Annotated in this window: 18 protein-coding genes; 9 read left to right on the top strand and 9 right to left on the bottom strand. The window is 52.2% G+C overall.

All coding sequences use genetic code 11. The features are described from left to right. Window positions 1-6 precede the first annotated feature (6 nt). Window positions 7-1,365 carry an aromatic acid/H+ symport family MFS transporter gene (locus ABVM99_RS20030; RefSeq protein WP_000194218.1) on the bottom strand — a complete coding sequence of 453 codons (1,359 nt, stop codon included), beginning with the start codon at window positions 1,363-1,365 and terminating at the stop codon, window positions 7-9. A gap of 125 nt (window positions 1,366-1,490) precedes the next feature. On the opposite strand from ABVM99_RS20030, the gene ABVM99_RS20025 reads away from it, so the two are divergent. The 8 genes from ABVM99_RS20025 to preA all read left to right on the top strand — a co-directional run bounded on the left by ABVM99_RS20025 (window position 1,491) and on the right by preA (window position 8,472). Further along, a complete protein-coding gene (locus ABVM99_RS20025; RefSeq protein ID WP_000024658.1) occupies window positions 1,491-2,399 on the top strand; it encodes a LysR substrate-binding domain-containing protein in 909 nt (302 codons plus the stop codon). A gap of 131 nt (window positions 2,400-2,530) precedes the next feature. Continuing rightward, a complete protein-coding gene (locus ABVM99_RS20020; protein ID WP_000045719.1) occupies window positions 2,531-2,929 on the top strand; it encodes a CidA/LrgA family protein in 399 nt (132 codons plus the stop codon). Further along, on the top strand, window positions 2,926-3,621 hold the full coding sequence (locus ABVM99_RS20015) for a CidB/LrgB family autolysis modulator (RefSeq protein WP_023195580.1): 696 nt from the start codon (window positions 2,926-2,928) through the stop codon (window positions 3,619-3,621). The genes ABVM99_RS20020 and ABVM99_RS20015 overlap by 4 nt, the downstream gene beginning before the upstream one ends. 153 nt (window positions 3,622-3,774) lie before the next feature. Next, window positions 3,775-4,659, top strand: a complete 885-nt coding sequence (gene cdd / locus ABVM99_RS20010) for a cytidine deaminase (RefSeq protein ID WP_000553526.1) — start codon at window positions 3,775-3,777, stop codon at window positions 4,657-4,659. A gap of 176 nt (window positions 4,660-4,835) precedes the next feature. Beyond that, complete coding sequence (sanA, locus tag ABVM99_RS20005) at window positions 4,836-5,555, top strand: outer membrane permeability protein SanA (RefSeq protein WP_000920081.1); 720 nt, start codon at window positions 4,836-4,838, stop codon at window positions 5,553-5,555. Then, window positions 5,552-5,797 carry a DUF2542 family protein gene (locus ABVM99_RS20000; protein ID WP_072101857.1) on the top strand — a complete coding sequence of 82 codons (246 nt, stop codon included), beginning with the start codon at window positions 5,552-5,554 and terminating at the stop codon, window positions 5,795-5,797. Before sanA ends, ABVM99_RS20000 begins: the two co-directional genes overlap by 4 nt. A 204-nt stretch (window positions 5,798-6,001) precedes the next feature. Beyond that, window positions 6,002-7,243: an NAD(P)-dependent oxidoreductase gene (locus ABVM99_RS19995; protein WP_023194838.1), complete on the top strand. Its 1,242-nt coding sequence runs from the start codon at window positions 6,002-6,004 to the stop codon at window positions 7,241-7,243. Beyond that, window positions 7,237-8,472, top strand: a complete 1,236-nt coding sequence (preA, locus tag ABVM99_RS19990; protein WP_000956095.1) for an NAD-dependent dihydropyrimidine dehydrogenase subunit PreA — start codon at window positions 7,237-7,239, stop codon at window positions 8,470-8,472. Before ABVM99_RS19995 ends, preA begins: the two co-directional genes overlap by 7 nt. A gap of 74 nt (window positions 8,473-8,546) precedes the next feature. On the opposite strand, the gene mglC is transcribed toward preA, so the two are convergent. The 6 genes from mglC to folE all read right to left on the bottom strand — a co-directional run bounded on the left by mglC (window position 8,547) and on the right by folE (window position 15,721). Then, window positions 8,547-9,557 carry a galactose/methyl galactoside ABC transporter permease MglC gene (gene mglC, locus ABVM99_RS19985; RefSeq protein ID WP_001275101.1) on the bottom strand — a complete coding sequence of 337 codons (1,011 nt, stop codon included), beginning with the start codon at window positions 9,555-9,557 and terminating at the stop codon, window positions 8,547-8,549. Window positions 9,558-9,572: 15 nt separating this feature from the next. Then, entirely contained in the window at window positions 9,573-11,093 is a 1,521-nt protein-coding gene (gene mglA / locus ABVM99_RS19980; protein WP_023195329.1) for a galactose/methyl galactoside ABC transporter ATP-binding protein MglA, read from the bottom strand. 133 nt (window positions 11,094-11,226) lie between these two features. After that, window positions 11,227-12,225, bottom strand: coding sequence for a galactose/glucose ABC transporter substrate-binding protein MglB (gene mglB / locus ABVM99_RS19975; protein WP_023195330.1), 999 nt, complete (start codon window positions 12,223-12,225; stop codon window positions 11,227-11,229). A 498-nt stretch (window positions 12,226-12,723) separates the two neighbouring features. Next, window positions 12,724-13,746, bottom strand: coding sequence for an HTH-type transcriptional regulator GalS (gene galS / locus ABVM99_RS19970; RefSeq protein WP_000628634.1), 1,023 nt, complete (start codon window positions 13,744-13,746; stop codon window positions 12,724-12,726). Window positions 13,747-13,895: 149 nt separating this feature from the next. Then, the gene (yeiB, locus tag ABVM99_RS19965; RefSeq protein WP_023195331.1) at window positions 13,896-15,038 is read right to left on the bottom strand and encodes a DUF418 domain-containing protein YeiB; all 1,143 of its coding nucleotides are present in this window, start codon (window positions 15,036-15,038) and stop codon (window positions 13,896-13,898) included. A 14-nt stretch (window positions 15,039-15,052) separates the two neighbouring features. Further along, window positions 15,053-15,721 carry a GTP cyclohydrolase I FolE gene (gene folE, locus ABVM99_RS19960; protein WP_001139611.1) on the bottom strand — a complete coding sequence of 223 codons (669 nt, stop codon included), beginning with the start codon at window positions 15,719-15,721 and terminating at the stop codon, window positions 15,053-15,055. A gap of 329 nt (window positions 15,722-16,050) precedes the next feature. Between folE and fghA the strand changes: the two genes are divergently transcribed. Further along, window positions 16,051-16,908: an S-formylglutathione hydrolase gene (fghA, locus tag ABVM99_RS19955; RefSeq protein WP_000425488.1), complete on the top strand. Its 858-nt coding sequence runs from the start codon at window positions 16,051-16,053 to the stop codon at window positions 16,906-16,908. Here the strand turns inward: fghA and ABVM99_RS19950 are convergent. Continuing rightward, on the bottom strand, window positions 16,897-17,286 hold the full coding sequence (locus ABVM99_RS19950) for a helix-turn-helix domain-containing protein (RefSeq protein WP_000876817.1): 390 nt from the start codon (window positions 17,284-17,286) through the stop codon (window positions 16,897-16,899). The two genes, fghA and ABVM99_RS19950, sit on opposite strands and share 12 nt — an antisense overlap. A 4-nt stretch (window positions 17,287-17,290) precedes the next feature. Further along, window positions 17,291-18,658 carry an L-serine ammonia-lyase gene (locus ABVM99_RS19945; protein ID WP_023195332.1) on the bottom strand — a complete coding sequence of 456 codons (1,368 nt, stop codon included), beginning with the start codon at window positions 18,656-18,658 and terminating at the stop codon, window positions 17,291-17,293. Between the last annotated feature and the right edge of the window lie 83 nt (window positions 18,659-18,741).

The raw sequence follows: 18,741 nt of genomic DNA, 5'->3' as shown, positions 1-18,741 counted from the left end.
TTCTCCTTATTCGTTTACGACGCTGGCACGCGGCAGGTCGTCAGGTACAGAAATCGAAAGGCGGACAACCACTGTCAGCAGGGTAAGCATTACCGCGCTGATAGCCGCCGGAATAGCAATGACAAAAAACAACGTATCGAAAGAGAAATTGAGGGCCATCATCATGCCGCCGGAGAGCGAACCGACAATCGCCCCGCAGCGTCCAATGGCGTTCGACCAGCTCACGCCCGTCGCCCGGCTTTGGGTGGGGTACAGCGTCGCCGTCAGAGCATTCAGCCCTACCTGGGAACCGCTAATACCGATGCCGGTACCAAAAATCGCCAGCGCCATCAGCCAAAGGCCGTTTTCGCTCAGGCCTATCATGACAATGCAAACCGCGCCCAGCGCATAGCTCACCGCCAGTACCCGGAACGGGTTAAGCCGGTCCATCAACACGCCGAGTAACAGCGCGCCAAGCGTGCCGCCAACCTGGAATGCGGCAGTCACCCACGACGCCTGTTGCAGATCAATACCGCGATGGTTAAGTAACGTCGGCATCCAGCTGGAAAGCAGATAGATAATGAGCAGGCTCATAAAGAACACCACCCATAACATCAGGGTAATGACAAGCTGTCGCCCGGCAAAAAGCTGGCGAATACTGCCTTTGGCGATGGCTGCCGTCTCATGCAGAAAGAATTGCGTATCGTGATAGCGCTCGCCGGTAATGGCGCTGACCGTCCGGGCGACAACGGCTTGCGGTAGTTGGCGGCGTACCTGCCAGCGGGGAGATTCCGGCAGCGCGAACAGCAAGCCGAAAAACAACATCAAAGGCAAGATGCCGCCTAACGCCAGAATTCCGTGCCAGCCAATCAGCGGCACCAGTTGCGCGCTCACAATCCCGCCCATCGCCGACCCCAGGGTAAAACCGCAGAACATCAGCGTGACCAGCGCTCCGCGTCGACGAGCAGGAAGGTATTCCGACGTCATGGTGATGGTATTCGGCATCGCTCCGCCCAGTCCCAGACCGGTTAAGAAGCGCAGCAACACCAGGGTTTCTATATCCGGCGAGAAAGCGGAAAGCAGGCTCAATGCGCCGAATAGCGCCACGCAAAGCTCAATGACCCGCTTGCGGCCAAAGCGATCCGCCAGCGGCCCGCATAGCAGCGCGCCGGCCGTAAGCCCCAGCAGCCCTGCGCCAAACAGCGGCGCAAGTTCGCTGGCGCTTAGCTGCCAGTGGGTACGAATATCCGGGGCGATGAAGCCAATCGCAGCGGTGTCGAAACCGTCGAGCATAACTACCAGAAAACAGCAGATGATAACGCGCCACTGCATTTTGCCGACGGGCGCGGCATCAATAAGGGCTTGTAGATCACGTCGTTGAGTCATAGCTAATGCCTCAGTGCAGGGAGATAGATGTTGTTTTTATGTTTGCTATGTTACGAGTTTGTAGAGTGAGCGATAAAATGTACAATGGCTTTTCAGGCAGAGACATAACCTGGAGGTTATAGCGAATGGCGAACTGGGCGCAGAAATTGAAATTACATCACCTGCAAACGCTGGTTGCGCTGGGCGAACAGGGCAACCTGACGCACGTCGCCCGGATGATGAATATCTCCCAGCCGGCGCTATCGAAGTGGCTATCTCAACTCGAAGATGAGATAGGCATCACGCTTTTTGAGCGCCACAGTAAAGGACTACGCCCCTCGGAAGGCGGTAAATTACTGCTCCAGCACGCCCAGCGCCTAATTAACGATCTGGAGCGTTCACAGTATGAAATCGCCCGTTTCAAGCAGGGCGGCCTGGTTGGCAGCCTGAAGATCGGCTGTTCGCCCGTGGCGACTGACTGCGTATCACAGGCGATTCTGAGCCTGCTTAACGAAATGCCGACGCTGCATCTGAATATTGAAGAAAAGGTAATGACGCCGCTGCTGCACGATTTGCTTGCCGGTCAGGTGGATGTGGTGGTAGGGCGTGTCGGCGGCCGCGCCCTGCAACTGCCGCTTAATTATCAGGTACTTTATACCGAGCCGGTCTGCTTTGTGGCGCGTCCGCACCATCCGCTGGCCGCGCGAGCGCAGATCGCCTGGAGCGATCTGGCGCACTGGCGATGGATAGTCTGGCCAACCGGCACCCCTATTCGCATCAGTATTGATAACGCCCTCGTCGATAACGGCGTCATGCTCCCGGAAAACACCATTGAATCGGCGTCAATGAACGTCAGCACCAATTTGCTGCAAAGCAGCGATATGATCTCTATTCTTTCTTTACGGCTGGCGCAACGCTATGCCAGCCAGGGGCAACTGGCGATTTTAAACTTGCCAAAAATTGAGCAAAAAGGCAGCGTAGGGATGTTCTGGCGTAAGAATGAGACGCCGTCTTTGGCCCTGAGTCGCTTTTTGTATTTTTTAGCCCAGGTTTAACGCCGCCGACCAGGGGCATTGCCCGATGTTCCTGCTGTCTATACCCACTATGCTAAGAATTCATGATGTGATCGGTAGCACGTTTTAACGTTTAATTGTATGATGAATCCATCTCATCAAGGGCTTTAAACATGAGTAAGTCACTGAATATTATCTGGCAATATATACGCGCTTTTGTATTGATTTATGCCTGTTTGTACGCAGGCATTTTTCTTGCATCACTGCTTCCTATCACTATTCCCGGCAGCATTATCGGGATGTTAATTCTGTTTGTGTTGCTGGCGCTGCAAATTCTGCCGGCAAAGTGGGTTAACCCCGGCTGCTATGTGCTGATTCGTTATATGGCGTTGCTGTTTGTGCCGATTGGCGTTGGGGTCATGCAATATTTTGATTTACTGCGCGCGCAATTCGGCCCGGTGGTGGTCTCTTGCGCTATCAGTACGCTGGTCGTTTTTGTGGTCGTAAGCTGGAGTTCACATCTGATACACGGTGAACGTAAAGTGGTTGGGCAGAAGGGAACGAAAAAATGATGACATATATCTGGTGGTCGTTACCGCTGACGCTGGTGGTATTTTTCGCCGCCCGCAGACTGGCGGCGCATTTTAAAATGCCGTTGCTGAATCCGCTGCTGGTGGCAATGGTAGTCATTATTCCTTTTCTGTTGCTGACCGGTATTCCCTACGAGCACTACTTCAAAGGCAGCGAAGTACTTAACGATCTGCTGCAACCGGCGGTGGTAGCGCTGGCCTATCCCCTTTATGAACAGTTGCACCAGATTCGCGCGCGTTGGAAATCCATTATTAGCATCTGTTTTGTCGGCAGTCTGGTAGCGATGATTACCGGAACATCCGTTGCCTTGCTGATGGGCGCAACGCCTGAAATCGCGGCATCGGTACTGCCTAAATCCGTGACTACGCCTATCGCGATGGCGGTGGGCGGCAGCATCGGCGGCATCCCCGCGATCAGCGCGGTATGCGTAATTTTTGTCGGTATTCTGGGCGCGGTGTTTGGCCACACGCTGTTAAACGCGATGCACATCCGTACTAAGGCCGCACGCGGGCTGGCAATGGGGACCGCCTCACATGCGCTCGGTACTGCGCGCTGCGCCGAGCTGGATTACCAGGAAGGCGCGTTTAGCTCCCTGGCGCTGGTGATCTGCGGCATTATTACCTCGCTGGTAGCGCCCTTTTTGTTTCCGCTCATTCTGGCGGTAATGCGCTAACGACGGGACAAAAGACCGGGTTAAAATTTGCGATACGTCGCGCATTTTTCATTTAAGTTTCACAAGTTGCACAAGCAATGAGATTTAGATCACATATTAAGACATAGCAGGCCCGTAAACTACGGTTCCATTACATTGTTATGAGGCAACGCCATGCATCCACGTTTTCAAACTGCTTTTGCCCAGCTTGCGGATAATTTGCAATCAGCGCTGGCCCCTATCCTGGCGGACCACCATTTTCCCGCCATGCTGACCGCAGAGCAGGTCTCGACGCTTAAAAATACGGCGGGACTGGACGAAGACGCGCTGGCTTTCGCACTGTTACCTCTGGCGGCGGCCTGCGCCCGTACCGATTTGTCCCATTTTAACGTCGGCGCGATTGCGCGCGGCGTTAGCGGCAACTGGTATTTCGGCGCGAATATGGAGTTCCTGGGCGCCACCATGCAACAAACTGTGCATGCTGAACAAAGCGCGATTAGCCACGCCTGGCTACGCGGCGAAAAAGGGCTCGCCGCCGTCACCGTTAACTACACCCCTTGCGGCCACTGTCGCCAGTTTATGAACGAGCTGAACAGCGGTCTGGATCTGCGCATTCATCTGCCGGGCCGCGCGCCGCATACGTTACGCGATTATCTGCCTGACGCTTTCGGGCCAAAAGATCTGGAGATCAAAACGCTGCTGATGGACGAGCAGGATCATGGCTTTACGTTAACGGGCGATACGCTAACGCAAGCGGCGATTACGGCAGCCAATAAGAGCCATATGCCTTATAGCCACTCACCGAGCGGCGTGGCGCTGGAATGTAAAGATGGCCGTATTTTCACCGGCAGCTATGCGGAAAACGCCGCCTTTAACCCTACGCTTCCCCCGCTGCAAGGCGCGCTAAACCTGCTGAGTCTCAATGGCTATGACTATGCGGATATTCAGCGCGCGATTCTGGCGGAAAAAGGCGATGCGGCATTAATTCAATGGGATGCCACCGCCGCAACGCTGAAAGCGTTAGGTTGCCATAATATTGACCGCGTGCTTCTCGGCTAAGCAAATGTGCCGGATAGCGACGCACTGGCGTCTTATCCGGCCTGACTCTCCTCTCCCGCGACCCGATACAAGGGAAATCATGCTGAAAATCTCCGCAATCAGACGGCGGTTTCTTGCGCTACGTCTTCGGGTACAGTAGCCTGATCGTACTTTCATCCTGGTATCGAGTTTCCTGCATGTTAAAGCGCGTGTTTTACAGCCTGTTGGTCCTGGTAGGCTTGCTGCTGTTGACGGTGCTTGGCCTCGATCGGTGGATGAGCTGGAAAACAGCGCCCTATATCTATGACGAGCTACAGGATCTCCCCTACCGCCAGGTTGGCGTCGTGTTAGGGACAGCCAAATACTATCGCAAGGGTGTCATTAATCAGTACTATCGTTATCGTATCCAGGGCGCGTTAAACGCTTACAATAGCGGTAAAGTCAATTACCTGCTGCTCAGCGGCGACAATGCCCTGCAAAGCTATAACGAACCGATGACCATGCGCAAAGACCTTATCGCGGCGGGTGTCGATCCTGCAGACATTGTGCTTGATTACGCTGGCTTCCGTACGCTTGACTCCATTGTGCGTACCCGCAAAGTGTTTGATACCAACGACTTTATTATCATCACTCAGCGCTTCCACTGCGAACGCGCCTTGTTTATTGCGTTGCATATGGGCATTCAGGCGCAGTGTTACGCGGTACCTTCGCCCAAAAATATGCTGACAGTGCGCCTGCGCGAATTTGGCGCCCGCTTTAGCGCGCTGGCGGATCTCTATATTTTTAAACGCGAACCGCGTTTTTTAGGCCCGCTGGTACCTATTCCCACGCAGCATCAGGTGCCGAATGACGCCCAGGGGTATCCGGCCGTTACGCCGGAACAATTGCTTGAACTGGAAAAGAAAAAAGGGAAATGATCATGGATGTACAGGCGATATTTGTCATATTAGCCTTTCTGCTACTCCCGCTTTTTTGCTTCCGTGAGGCCTGGAAAGGCTGGCGAACCGGCGCGGTAGATAAAGTTGTCAAAAATGCGCGAAAACCGGTTTATGTCTATCGCCATGCCGATCCCGTACAATATTGGTCTTATCTTTTTCTTTATACCGGTTGCGGTTTTTTATTTACTGGAATGATTATTTATCTTCTTTTTTATCGTTAATCTATTTATTATCCCTTTAAAATTGAGAATAGTTATTATTATGATATAAGGAACAAATGCTGTTTTGCATTCTGGTTTCATTTTTTTGTGAATTCTTTCACAGAATACCCTTCTTTCAATGCTTAGGCTGGCGGTAGATTTTGGATCATTAAAACGCGTTATTTGCGTTTCGCCTTAATTTATTCAAGCATTAAGGAAGATTATATGCCGCAACAAAATTATCTGGATGAACTCACGCCTGGTTTTACGCCATTACTGGCAATAAAAGAGGCTTCCCGTTGTTTATTATGTCACGATGCGCCCTGTAGTCAGGCTTGCCCGGCGCAAACCGATCCGGGGAAATTTATTCGTTCTATTTACTTTCGCAATTTTAAAGGCGCAGCGGAAACTATCCGGGAAAATAATGCGCTTGGCGCCGTCTGCGCCAGAGTCTGTCCGACGGAAAAATTATGCCAGAGCGGATGTACACGTTCCGGAATAGATAAACCTATTGATATTGCACGCCTGCAACGTTTTATTACCGATTTTGAACAGCAGACTGCCATGCAGATTTATCAGCCCGGGAGTAAAACACGCGGGAAAGTCGCGATTATTGGCGCGGGTCCGGCAGGTTTGCAGGCAAGCGTGACGCTCACGCATTTAGGCTATGACGTCACCATTTACGAAAAACAGCCGCAGCCCGGCGGATGGCTGCGTCACGGCATCCCGGCATTTCGTCTGCCGCAAAACGTACTCGATCAGGAAATTGCCCGCATTGTAGAAATGGGCGTCAATATTAAATGTAATTGTGACGTGGGCGGGTCGCTATCGCTTGCGCAACTCAAAGCCGAATATCGCGCCGTGCTGATGACCGTCGGGATGTCCTGTGGCTCTGATTTACCGTTATTTGAGCAAGCCAGTCACGTAGAGATTGCCATTGATTTTTTACAGCGCGCCCGTCAGGCCGACGGCGATATTAGCGTTCCGCGTAGCGCATTAATTATTGGCGGCGGCGACGTAGCGATGGATGTCGCCAGTACGTTAAAAATTCTCGGCTGCCCTTCCGTCACCTGCGTGGCGCGGGAAGAATTAGCCGAATTCCCCGCCAGCGAAAAAGAATTTACCAGCACGCAGGCATTAGGCGTATCAATTATTGATGGCTTTACGCCTGTCGCCGTCAGCGGAAATAAAGTGACCTTCCACCATGTACGCCACTCAGGAGAACTGACGCTGGAAGCGGAAAATATTATTCTGGCCGTGGGGCAGCACGCGCGACTGGATGCCTTTGCGGAGATAAAAGCGCAGCATAATATTATCGACACGCACAATTATCAAACCGACGACCCGGCGATCTTTGCCGCTGGCGATATTGTTAAAGGCGATAAGACCGTCGTTTATGCGGTAAAAACCGGAAAAGAAGCCGCTCAGGCTATTCATCATTATTTAGAGGAGGCCTGCTCATGTTAACAAAAGATTTGTCTGTTACCTTTTGCGGCGTTAAGTTTCCCAATCCGTTTTGTCTTTCTTCTTCTCCGGTAGGCAATTGTTATGAGATGTGCGCCAAAGCCTATGATACCGGCTGGGGCGGGATCGTTTTTAAAACCATTGGTTTTTTTATTGCCAACGAAGTCTCTCCACGTTTTGATCACCTGACGAAAGAAGATACCGGTTTTATTGGTTTCAAAAACATGGAGCAAATTGCTGAACATCCGCTGGAAGAGAATCTGGCCGCCATTCGACGGCTAAAACAGGATTATCCGGATAAGGTGCTGATTGCTTCCATCATGGGGGAAAATGAGCAGCAGTGGCAGGAACTGGCGCGTCTGGTTGAAGAAGCCGGCGCGGATATGATTGAGTGTAACTTCTCTTGCCCGCAGATGACCTCGCACGCCATGGGAAGCGATGTAGGGCAAAGCCCGGAACTGGTTGAAAAATACTGCCGCGCCGTAAAACGCGGTTCATCTTTGCCAATGCTGGCGAAAATGACGCCGAATATTGGCGATATGTGCGAAGTCGCGCTGGCCGCCAAACGCGGCGGAGCCGACGGTATCGCCACCATCAACACCGTGAAATCCATTACTAACATCGACCTGAACCGCAAAATCGGGATGCCGGTGGTTAACGGTAAATCCAGCATCTCCGGTTATTCAGGAAAAGCGGTGAAACCCATTGCGCTGCGTTTTATCCAGCAGTTGCGAATGCACCCTGAACTGCGCGATTTCCCGATTAGCGGTATCGGCGGCATTGAAACCTGGGAAGACGCTGCCGAATTTCTGCTGCTGGGCGCGGCGACCCTACAGGTGACGACAGGCATTATGCAATACGGTTACCGCATTGTAGAAGATATGGCGAGCGGCCTCAGCCACTATCTGGCCGATCAGGGATTTGCCTCATTACAGGAGATGATCGGGCTGGCGAATGGCAATATTATCCCGGCGGAAGACCTGGATCGCAGCTATATCGTCTATCCGCGAATTAATCAGGAGAAATGCGTCGGCTGCGGACGTTGCTATATCTCCTGCTATGACGGCGGTCATCAGGCGATGGAGTGGGATGAACACAGCCGCACGCCGCATTGCAATACGGAAAAATGCGTCGGTTGTCTGCTGTGCGGTCATGTCTGCCCGGTCGCCTGTATTGATTTAGGCGAGGTCAAATTTAAAAAAGGCGAAAAAGAGCACGCGTTAACGCTGTAGCTCGCGGTATGAAGCCCGGCGCGCAGTTTCGCTGCGCCGGGTTATCTGATAAGCAAAGTAATAGGTCTGGATAACTACTTCTTACGCGCGTATTTCAGCGAGTCCAGCGCCACGGCGAAAATGATAATGCCGCCTTTGATAATGTACTGCCAGTACGGGTTTACCCCGATATAGGTCAGGCCATAGTTGATGACGGTAAAGATAATGACGCCGGTCACCACGCCGAAGACCGTCCCCACTCCGCCGCTAAACGATACGCCCCCGACCACGCACGCGGCAATCGCATCCAGTTCATACATAAAGCCGAGGTTGTTGGTGGCAGAACCAATACGCCCTGCTTCCAGTAAGCCGCCGAAGGCATAAAACACGCCGGAGAGCGCATAAATCATCAGCAGGTTCAGCGCCACGTTTACGCCAGAAACTTTCGCCGCTTCCGGGTTGCCGCCAATAGCAAAAATGTTTTTACCAAAGCGGGTTTTATTCCACAGCACCCAGACAAACGCTACCGCAATCAGAGCGTAAAAGGTGATGTATGAGAGCCGGAAACTGCCCATCGCCACAAAGCCCTGCGCAAAGGTGGAAAAGCCGCTGTCAAAGCCGGAAATGGGCGAAGCGCCGACAAAGTCATAGTAAAGAGAGTTGATCCCATAAACGATAATCATCGTGCCAAGCGTGGTAATAAACGGCGTCACATTCAGGTAAGCAATGATGATGCCGTTCACCAGGCCAATCACCGCGCCAATCGCGCAGACAATCAGGATGACCAGCGCAATCGGCATGGTCGCCATTTCCGGAAACACTTTGTTGGCGTTTTCCATTGATTGCAGTAATGTTGCCGCCACAACCGCCGCCAGCCCTACCTGACGCCCCGCCGACAGGTCTGTCCCCTGGGTGACGATGAGTCCCGCCACGCCCAGCGCGATAATAATACGTACCGAAGATTGCGTCAGAATATTACTTAAATTCAGCAAACTTAAAAAAGTCGGGTCCTGGAAAATAATAATCGCCAGCAACACTAAAAGAACGACGTAAATTCCGCCCTCTTTCAGCCATGTCAAAAAGCTTTTCTTGTTTAACGCACTCATAAGGAGCCCCTGATCTTAAAGGTGCAAAGAAGCAAGACGCAAAATTTCGTTTTGCGTTGTTGTTTTAGTATCGACAATGCCGGAAACGAGACCGTTACTCATCACCAGGATACGATCGGTAATCCCTAACAGCTCCGGCATTTCAGAAGAGATAATGATGATCCCCTTGCCTTTTTTCGCCAGTTCCGCAATAAGCTGATAAATTTCAAATTTTGCGCCGACATCAATGCCGCGGGTCGGTTCGTCCAGCATTAATATTTCCGGCTGCGTTAATAGCCAGCGACCAATGATCACCTTTTGCTGATTGCCGCCGGAAAGTGAACCAATTTGCGTGCGATGCCCCGGCGTTTTTACCCGCATGGAATCAATGACCCATTGGGTGTCGCTTTTCATCCGGGAATTATCCAGTAACCCCACTTTATTTTTATAATTACGGATATTCGAAATTAATGAGTTAAATCCGATATCCAGATAGGCATAAATTCCGGTGGAACGACGCTCTTCCGTCACCAGCGCAAAACCGTGGTTAATCGCTTCGTTCGCAGTGTGATTATTAATTTTCTTGCCATGTAAAGTGATTGTCCCGGACGACTTCTCACGAATGCCAAACAGCGTTTCGACGATATCGGTACGCTTTGCCCCAACCAGACCGGCAATGCCCAGAATTTCGCCCTTGTGCAAATCAAAGGAGACATCGCGAATGGAAGGCTGGCACAGCGAGGTCAGGTGACGAACCTCCAGAATCACGTCGCCCGGCTTATTTTCTTTATCCGGAAAGCGCTGGTTCAGGGAACGCCCGACCATCATCGCAATGATCTTATCCATATCCAGCCCTTCCAGCGGCTGGGTGGCAATCCACTGACCGTCGCGCAAAATAGTAATTTCATCGCACAATTGAAAAATTTCTTCCATTTTATGCGAGATATAAACAATACCGCAGCCGCGTTCTTTCAGCTTGCGAATAATGGTGAACAGATGATTAACCTCTTTCTCAGTTAACGATGAGGTCGGTTCATCCATAATAACGATCTTAGCGTTATAGGAAAACGCCTTCGCAATTTCGATCATCTGCATTTGCGAAACGGATAACGTTCCTACGCGCGCGCGTGGGTCAATATCGATATCCAGTTCATCAAATATCGCTTTGGTATCCTGGTACATTTTATCCTGGTCGACAAACATACCTTTGGTGGGATAACGTCCCAACCACATGTTATCCATGACCGAACGTTGCAATACCAGATTTAACTCCTGATGTACCATCGAAATCCCATTCTCCAGCGCTTCTTTCGCCGAATGGAAGTCCACTTCTTTTCCCTGAAATACAATGCTGCCGGAATCTTTTTGGTAAATACCGAAAAGACATTTTAATAATGTTGATTTGCCTGCGCCGTTTTCGCCCATTAATGCATGAATAGAGTGCGGACGAACGTTTAAGTTGACATTATCAAGCGCTTTCACGCCGGGAAATGATTTGTTAATGCCACGCATTTCCAACAAATATTCACCCGACGGCGGAGAAATCGTGCTGCCCATAATGATACCCTGTCGGCCTTTTTAATTATGACTATCCGCGCCGGATGGCAAAAGAAATACGTTATCCGGTCTGCGGCGCGTCACCCTTCCACGGTTTCAGGGCGCAACAAAATTGCGCCCACAGACGGAAAAGTTATTTTTGGGTAAATTCGCTCAGATTGTCTTTGTCCACGCCGACATAAGGCACGCGCACGATTTTGTTCTCAATCTTCCAGCTGGTGCCGTCAGCCGCGCCCTTGCCTTCGGCGAGGTTTTTCGCCAGATCGAATGTCGCTTTCGCCTGATTGTTGGCGTCATTCAGTACCGTACCGGCCATCGCGCCCGATTTCACCAGCGCCAGGGCTTCCGGTAACGCATCGACGCCAAAGACCGGAATCGACGATTTATTATGCGCTTTCAGCGCCTCTACCGCGCCCATCGCCATCGCATCGTTATTCGCGATAACCGCTTCAATCTTGTTAGCGTTCGGGCCAGACAGCCAAGCATCCATCTTATCTTTTGCCTGCGCGGTATCCCACATAGCGGTGTCTAACGCCAGTTGCTCGGTCTGAATACCTTTATCATTTAACTCTTTCACCACATACGTCGTACGGGCTTCAGCATCCGGGTGCCCCGGCTCGCCTTTCAGCAGAACATACTGAATTTTACCGTCTTTATTCAGATCCCAACCCTGATTCGCCTGCCAGTGTTTGGCAATCAAGTCGCCCTGAATCACGCCGGATTCTTTAGAGTCAGTCCCGACATAATACGCCTTGTCATAGCTGTCCAGCGCTTTGCGGGAAGGCTCTTTGTTAAAGAACACCACCGGCACATTTTGCCCGCGCGCTTTCTCAATCACCGTACCGGCGGCTGCCGGGTCGACCAGGTTAATCGCCAGAGCTTTAACCCCTTTCGCCAATAAAACGTCAATTTGATCATTCTGTTTGGATTGATCGTTTTGCGAGTCATTCATCAGTAGCTGAACATCCGGCGCGGATTTGCCATCTTTTTCAATAGCCTTACGCACCACGGACATAAAGTTATCGTCATATTTATAAATCGTCACGCCAATACGAGTATCAGCCGCGTGCGCGTGCGCGCCGAATAACAGACTTGCCATCACGGCAGAAAGGGTCAGTACCTTCTTATTCATGGTAGCTCCGGTTTTATTATGTAGGGTATAGCGTAAAAAAATGCCCGGCTGTTCAGCACGTTAACGCGTGTTACTGAACGCCGAAGCGTATTTAGAGCCTATCCCACCAGGCGTTATTGGCGCAGCCAGTTTGGACACGGACAGCGCGCAAAAACCGGAGCGTACACGTAGTACGTGAGGTTTGACTCGCTACGCTCGCCCTTCGGGCCGCCGCTAGCGGCGTTCAAAACGCTAACGCGTTTTGGCGAGCACTGCCCAGGTCCAAAATGGCAAGTAAAATAGCCCTAATGGGATAAGCTCTTATTCAACTCTTTATTTTTGTCCGGTAGTCGCGGGATATTGTGATAACGGTTTTTATAAGCGAAATACCCCAGCAAAACTGACAACTAACTGTTACACATTAGTTACAGTGCGACAAACGTTGTCATCATAGCTATCACAATGTTAATAAACTGTGAATTTACTCACAGATTGAAAACGGTTACATGCGGGGCGTAATCAGTTAGTGATCAGTACCGCATTCTGTCGCCACGCCACCGAATGGCGCCGTACCAGGGTCGGCATAAAGCAGTGCGTCGCCGTGATATCCAGCGTGCCTGCGGCCCCCTGTAACGCCAGCTCGGTCGCGATTTTCGCCATAGAAGCAATAGGATAGCGCACGGTAGTCAACTGAGGATCGGTATAACGAGCAATAGGGATATCGTCGAAACCGATGACAGACAGATGCAAGGGAATGGCGATGCCGTTATCTTTTAACGCCGTCAGCGCGCCCGCCGCCATGTTATCGTTATAGGCAAATACCGCCGTCAGCTGCAGATTGCGTCCCAGCAACTCAACCATTGCCGACTCGCCGCCCTGCATATCCGGCGTGCCGGTGCCAATCCAGCTCTCCGACGCAGCAACCCCCTGCTCTTGCAGCGCGTGTAACCACCCTTCTCTGCGCATCGCGTCATCTTCAATACGGTGGCTGGAGGCCAGGTAGCCGATGCGTTGATGTCCATTATTCAGCAACATTCGGGTCGCCATTCTGGCGCCGCTCACATTGTCGAGACAGACACAACGATGCGCATAACCCGGCACGATACGGTTAATCAGCACCATACCGGGGATCTGATCCATAAAGTCGCTCAGCTCGCGATCGGTTAAGGCTTTTGAGTGAACAATCAATGCGTTACAACGCTGACGGATCAAGACTTCAATCGCATGGCGCTCTTTTTCCGCCTCATGATAACTGTTGCCAATGAGAACATATTTCTGGTGCTGCTGCGCGACCAGATCTACGGCTTTCACCAGAGCGCCGAAAAAGGCATCGGAAACATCCATGACCACGACGCCGATGGTATCGCTCACCTGAGTGGCCAGCGCTTGCGCATTCGCATTTGGCCGATACCCCAGCAGGGTGACGGCCTGCATAACGGCGTCACGGGTGTCGGGACTGACCAACGCGCTGTTATTCAGTACGCGGGAAACGGTCGCTACAGACACGCCAGCCTGGCGCGCTACATCACGAATGGTGATCATATTCACTGCCCTGTTTGAGTTCAAAAATGCTCACAAATGCCCCGTTAGCAGGCGGCTATTTTGTCAGCACCCTGCCCAGGGCTGCGTGAGAAACATCACAGGGATGGAAACGGTTACAGCCATTTTGTTAATGAATGTGATCCAGATCGTTATCTGAGCGATCCTGACGCGCGCAACGTGAGTTGACGCCATAACCACTCGACCGGTCCCTGTCGCCAGAAACGTAGCCAGATGACGGAAAAGAGAAGGTTTATTGCCCATACCGGAACGACAAAGAACAAGAGTTCCAGTCGATTGAATTTCATAAATAAGCCAAACTGATAAAACAGTGTGGTACAGATGATCGTCTGCAGCAGATAATTGGTCAGCGCCATTCGCCCTACGCAGGCAATGGCGAGCGTCAGTCTGCATCGGCTAAGCTGCGGCCAGAAGCCAAACATCAGCGCGGCATAGCCCAGCGTTTGCAACGGCGCGCTCAGTTCGCGCGGCGCCTGCAATAAGAAGGCGCACCAGCGGTACGCCCAGTCCAGCCGCCATTGTAAAATGACCGCAGGCAGGTTGATCATTAGCCCTAACGCCACCAGCAGAACCCCGGTACGGCGATAGTGCCGCAGACTGTACTGACCTTTCAGCCAGCCGCTACGCATTAGCGCGGCGCCCAGCAGCATCATACCCGCCAGTTGCCAGCCATACTGCGCGCCGAGCGCCAGTAAACTATTCGACAGCATCTCTGCCCGGTTGCTGATAGCCTCCATGCCGCCATTCAGCTTCCAGTATTTTTCATACAATATTGCCGACGCATCCGGCGTCCAGGCGCGGCTGGTTTCGCTACTCGATACCACGCCCAGCAGCAGTAGCACGCCAATCCCGACCAGATAAAGGAGTATGCCGGTATTGAACAGGCTTTTTACCGAAGGCGCGTCGCGTACCAGTCGCCAGCAAATTAACCCGACCAGACCGTAGGCCAGCAGAATGTCGCCGTCCCAAAAGAATAACGCATGGATAAAACCTAACAGTACCAATAGCGTCAAGCGCGACTGAATCCACTGTTTACCACGCGGAAGCAGCATTTGTAGCCCCGCGCCAAACAACAACGCGAACAGCGTAAGAAACTTAGCCTGCGCCACAATATCGAGAATCGCCCAGGACCAGACGTCTTCGGGAACGATCGCGCCGTACCAGGCGGGATTGAGATAAGCCGCCTTCGGCAATCCAAAGGCGCTAATGTTAAGAAGCAGGATACCGAGGATAGCGACGCCACGTACAAAATCCAGCGTGACATTACGCTCCATCGTCTCCGCCTTAATCATGGATGATGGCGAACGGCACGCAGAAACTCCTGGCGCGTATTCTGGCTGGACTTAAACAATCCGCCCAGCGACGTCGTCGTCGTGGCGCTGGTTGCGTCACGAATACCGCGCGCTTTCACGCAGTAATGCACCGCATCAATCGATACCGCTACATTATTGGTGCCGAGCAAGGTTTGCAGCGCCGTCAGAATTTGTTGGGTCAAACGTTCCTGAACCTGCGGACGCTGGGCGAAGAATTGCACGATGCGGTTAATTTTCGACAGGCCGATCACGGAATCTTTGGGGATATACGCGACGGTCGCTTTGCCATCAATGGTCACGAAGTGATGTTCACAGGTGCTGGTCAGCGTGATATCGCGGACGGTGACCATTTCATCCACCTTCATTTTATTTTCAATGAGGGTAATTTTCGGGAAATTGGCATAGTCGAGGCCGGCGAAAATCTCGTCAACGTACATCTTAGCGATACGATGCGGCGTTTCCATCAGACTGTCATCGCTCAAATCGAGATTCAGCAACTGCATAATCTCAGTCATATGCCCTGCGATAAGACTTTTTCGCGTTTCATTATCCAGTTCATCCATAGGCGGGCGCAGCGGCGTTTCCAGCCCCCGGGCAACCAGCGCGTCATGAACCAGGGCCGCTTCTTTACTGAGTGATGGCATTAATCGTGTTCTCCTGCAGGTGTGGCGCCTCTGCCCTGCATGGGGCAAAGTTTGTCAATATTGTGACAGTGTGATTATTGTGCGTGAGGTAGCGCACATAATCCAGTATTCACGCCCATAATTGTTGAAATTGTCGCTGCCTTTCATGACATCTTTTCCGGTGCGAGAATGATGGCAGGACAAAGGGCATATTTGTTAACGCAACGTTATTTAAATGATGAAGCATGTTTATGTATTACGGAAGTGAAAGTTACTCACAACGCGGTGAATAATCTGTATTATGAAGAATCTGCATACCTTATCAGGTTCACCATAAAAGGAGCCCCCGCATGGAAATGCTCGAAGAGCACCGATGTTTTGGCGGCTGGCAGCAGCGCTGGCGTCATCATGCCGCCACGCTAAACTGCGCCATGACATTCAGCATTTTTCTTCCGCCGACTCAGGATAATGAACCGCCTCCGGTACTGTACTGGTTGTCCGGGTTGACCTGCAATGATGAGAATTTTACCACCAAAGCAGGCGCGCAGCGTATCGCAGCAGAACTGGGCATTGTATTGGTGATGCCGGATACCAGTCCACGCGGTGAACAAGTCGCCGACGATAGCGGATACGATTTAGGCCACGGCGCCGGGTTTTATCTCAATGCCACACAGCCGCCCTGGGCCAGCCATTATCGCATGTACGATTACCTGCGCGATGAGCTTCCGGCGCTTATCCAGACACAGTTTAACGTCAGCGACCGTTGCGCCATCAGCGGGCACTCGATGGGCGGCCACGGCGCATTAATCATGGCGCTGAAAAATCCGGGCAAATACACCAGCGTCTCTGCTTTTGCGCCTATCGTCAACCCCAGCCGCGTGCCGTGGGGAATCAAAGCGCTTACCGCTTATCTCGGCGAAGATGAATCAGCCTGGACTGAGTGGGATAGCTGCGAATTAATGCTGGCCAGCCAGCCGCAGGACGCCATTCCTGTGCTCATCGATCAGGGCGACAGCGATCAATTCCTCGCCGATCAGCTTCAGCCCGCCGTACTGGCGGAAGCCGCGCGGCAAACCGCCTGGCCGATGACGCTACGAATCCAGCCTGGCTACGATCATAGCTATTATTTTATTGCGTCCTTCATCGAGGACCATCTGCGCTTTCATGCCCGGTATTTACGGGACGAGCGTGAGACGTCACCAACATAATGAATTTTCCAGCGCCGCGCTGTAGTTCACCTCCTCCGACTGCGGCGCGGAAGATTTATTATTTAAATCCGCGGCCTGCTGGCGTACCTGAAGGCGGCCGCTGCCCTCTCCGCCTTCATAACTTTCGTGAAAATTACGCAGCTCGGATTCAAACAGCACCGCATCAAGATTATGCAACTTATCCAGCGCCCGCAGGAGAGAAATTAACGTATCAAGATTGAGCCCTCCCCCCTTCTCGATACGCTTGATGGTGGCAATACCAACGTGCGCGCGATCGGCAAGCTGCTGCTGGGTCATCGAAAGAGACAGACGCGTCTCCTTTAAGCGGGCGCACAACGACAGGATAATCTCGTCGTTATTCATCGTATTGTATTTCACGCTGTTACCCTCTCTTGCGCGGCTGAATTTTCCCCAGCGAACCATGATACGTTTCACGGTATTTAGCGCTCATGTCTTTACCGGTCTCGTACATCGCAGCAATGATCTCATCGAGCGAAATACAGGGTTCGCTTACGCGACTCATCGCCATCGTCGCCGCGTTTATCGCTTTCACGGCAGAGATGGCATTTCTCTCTATACAGGGAATTTGTACCTGCCCGCCCAGCGGATCGCAGGTCAATCCCAGATGATGTTCCATGGCAATTTCAGCGGCGCTCAGCGTTTGCTCCACGGATGCGCCCATCAGTTCAGCCAGGCCCGCCGCCGCCATTGAGCACGCCACGCCGACTTCCCCCTGACAGCCAACTTCAGATCCCAGAATAGAGGCGTTTTGTTTAAACAACATCGCGATAGCGGCGGCGGTCAGGAAGAAACGGGTCAGAGCACCGGGCTCCAGCGGCGTGACAAATTTATCATACCAGCAGAGCGCTGCCGGAATGATGCCGCACGCGCCATTAGTTGGCGCGGTAACAATCTGTCCGCCGCTGGCATTTTCTTCGCTTACCGCAATCGCGAAGGCATTGACCCAGTTCAGCGCGGTGAAAAAATCGCTGGCGGAGCGGTTAGCCTGTAACGTCTTATGTAACGCACAGGCGCGCCGCGGTACCTGATAGGGACCGGGTAATACCCCCTCAGTATGCAGGCCGCGATAAACCGCCTGCTGCATCACGTCCCATATTTGCGCCAGATAATTCTGCAACGTCTGTGGCGAGTGGCGGCACAGCTCATTTTTCATCATCAGCGCCGCCACGGACAGGCCATTACGTCGGCACAGCGCCAGCAACTGCGCGGCATGACTAAATTCAAAGGGCGACACTGTACGCAAAGGAAGCGATGGCGTCAGCGGCTCGCCATGTTTGCGAACTTGTCCGGCGCCGGTCGAAAACCAGGTCTCTTCATACACCGTAAAATAATCATCCCTGGCGCGAAACGTCATGGCATAAGGATGGCCTGGATGCGCCTGGTGATTGGCGATAATCTTGACTTTTATCGTGATTCCGCCCTCGTCGGAGAGCGGGAGTTCGATTTTGTTTTCATTTTCCGCACGCTTAATCACCGCCATATGCGAACGGAGATCGACATTCTCCGGCTGGTAACCCAGCAGCCCAAGATAAAGGGCGGTATCCACATTGTGGCACTTGCGGCTTAACGATAACGCGCCATACAGCTCGATTTCAATTTCCCGAATTAGCGGCAACGTCTCTTGTTCTCTGAGCAATGAAATAAAGTGACAGGCGGCGCGCATCGGCCCTACGGTACGTGAGCTGGATGGACCTATTACTATTTTGAATATATCAAGGCAACTCTCCATCGTTATATCAATCCTTTCAGTGTCATTCGCGTTCAGTAATAAATAACATCCTCGCACAGTTGGCATATCAAAAGTGATACCTT

Origin of the sequence: Salmonella sp. SJTUF15591 (assembly GCF_043356435.1) — a bacterium.
GTDB classification, from domain to species: domain Bacteria; phylum Pseudomonadota; class Gammaproteobacteria; order Enterobacterales; family Enterobacteriaceae; genus Salmonella; species Salmonella enterica.
The sequence above is the reverse complement of the archived record's forward strand: the minus strand, read 5'-3'. Positions and strand labels throughout refer to the sequence as shown.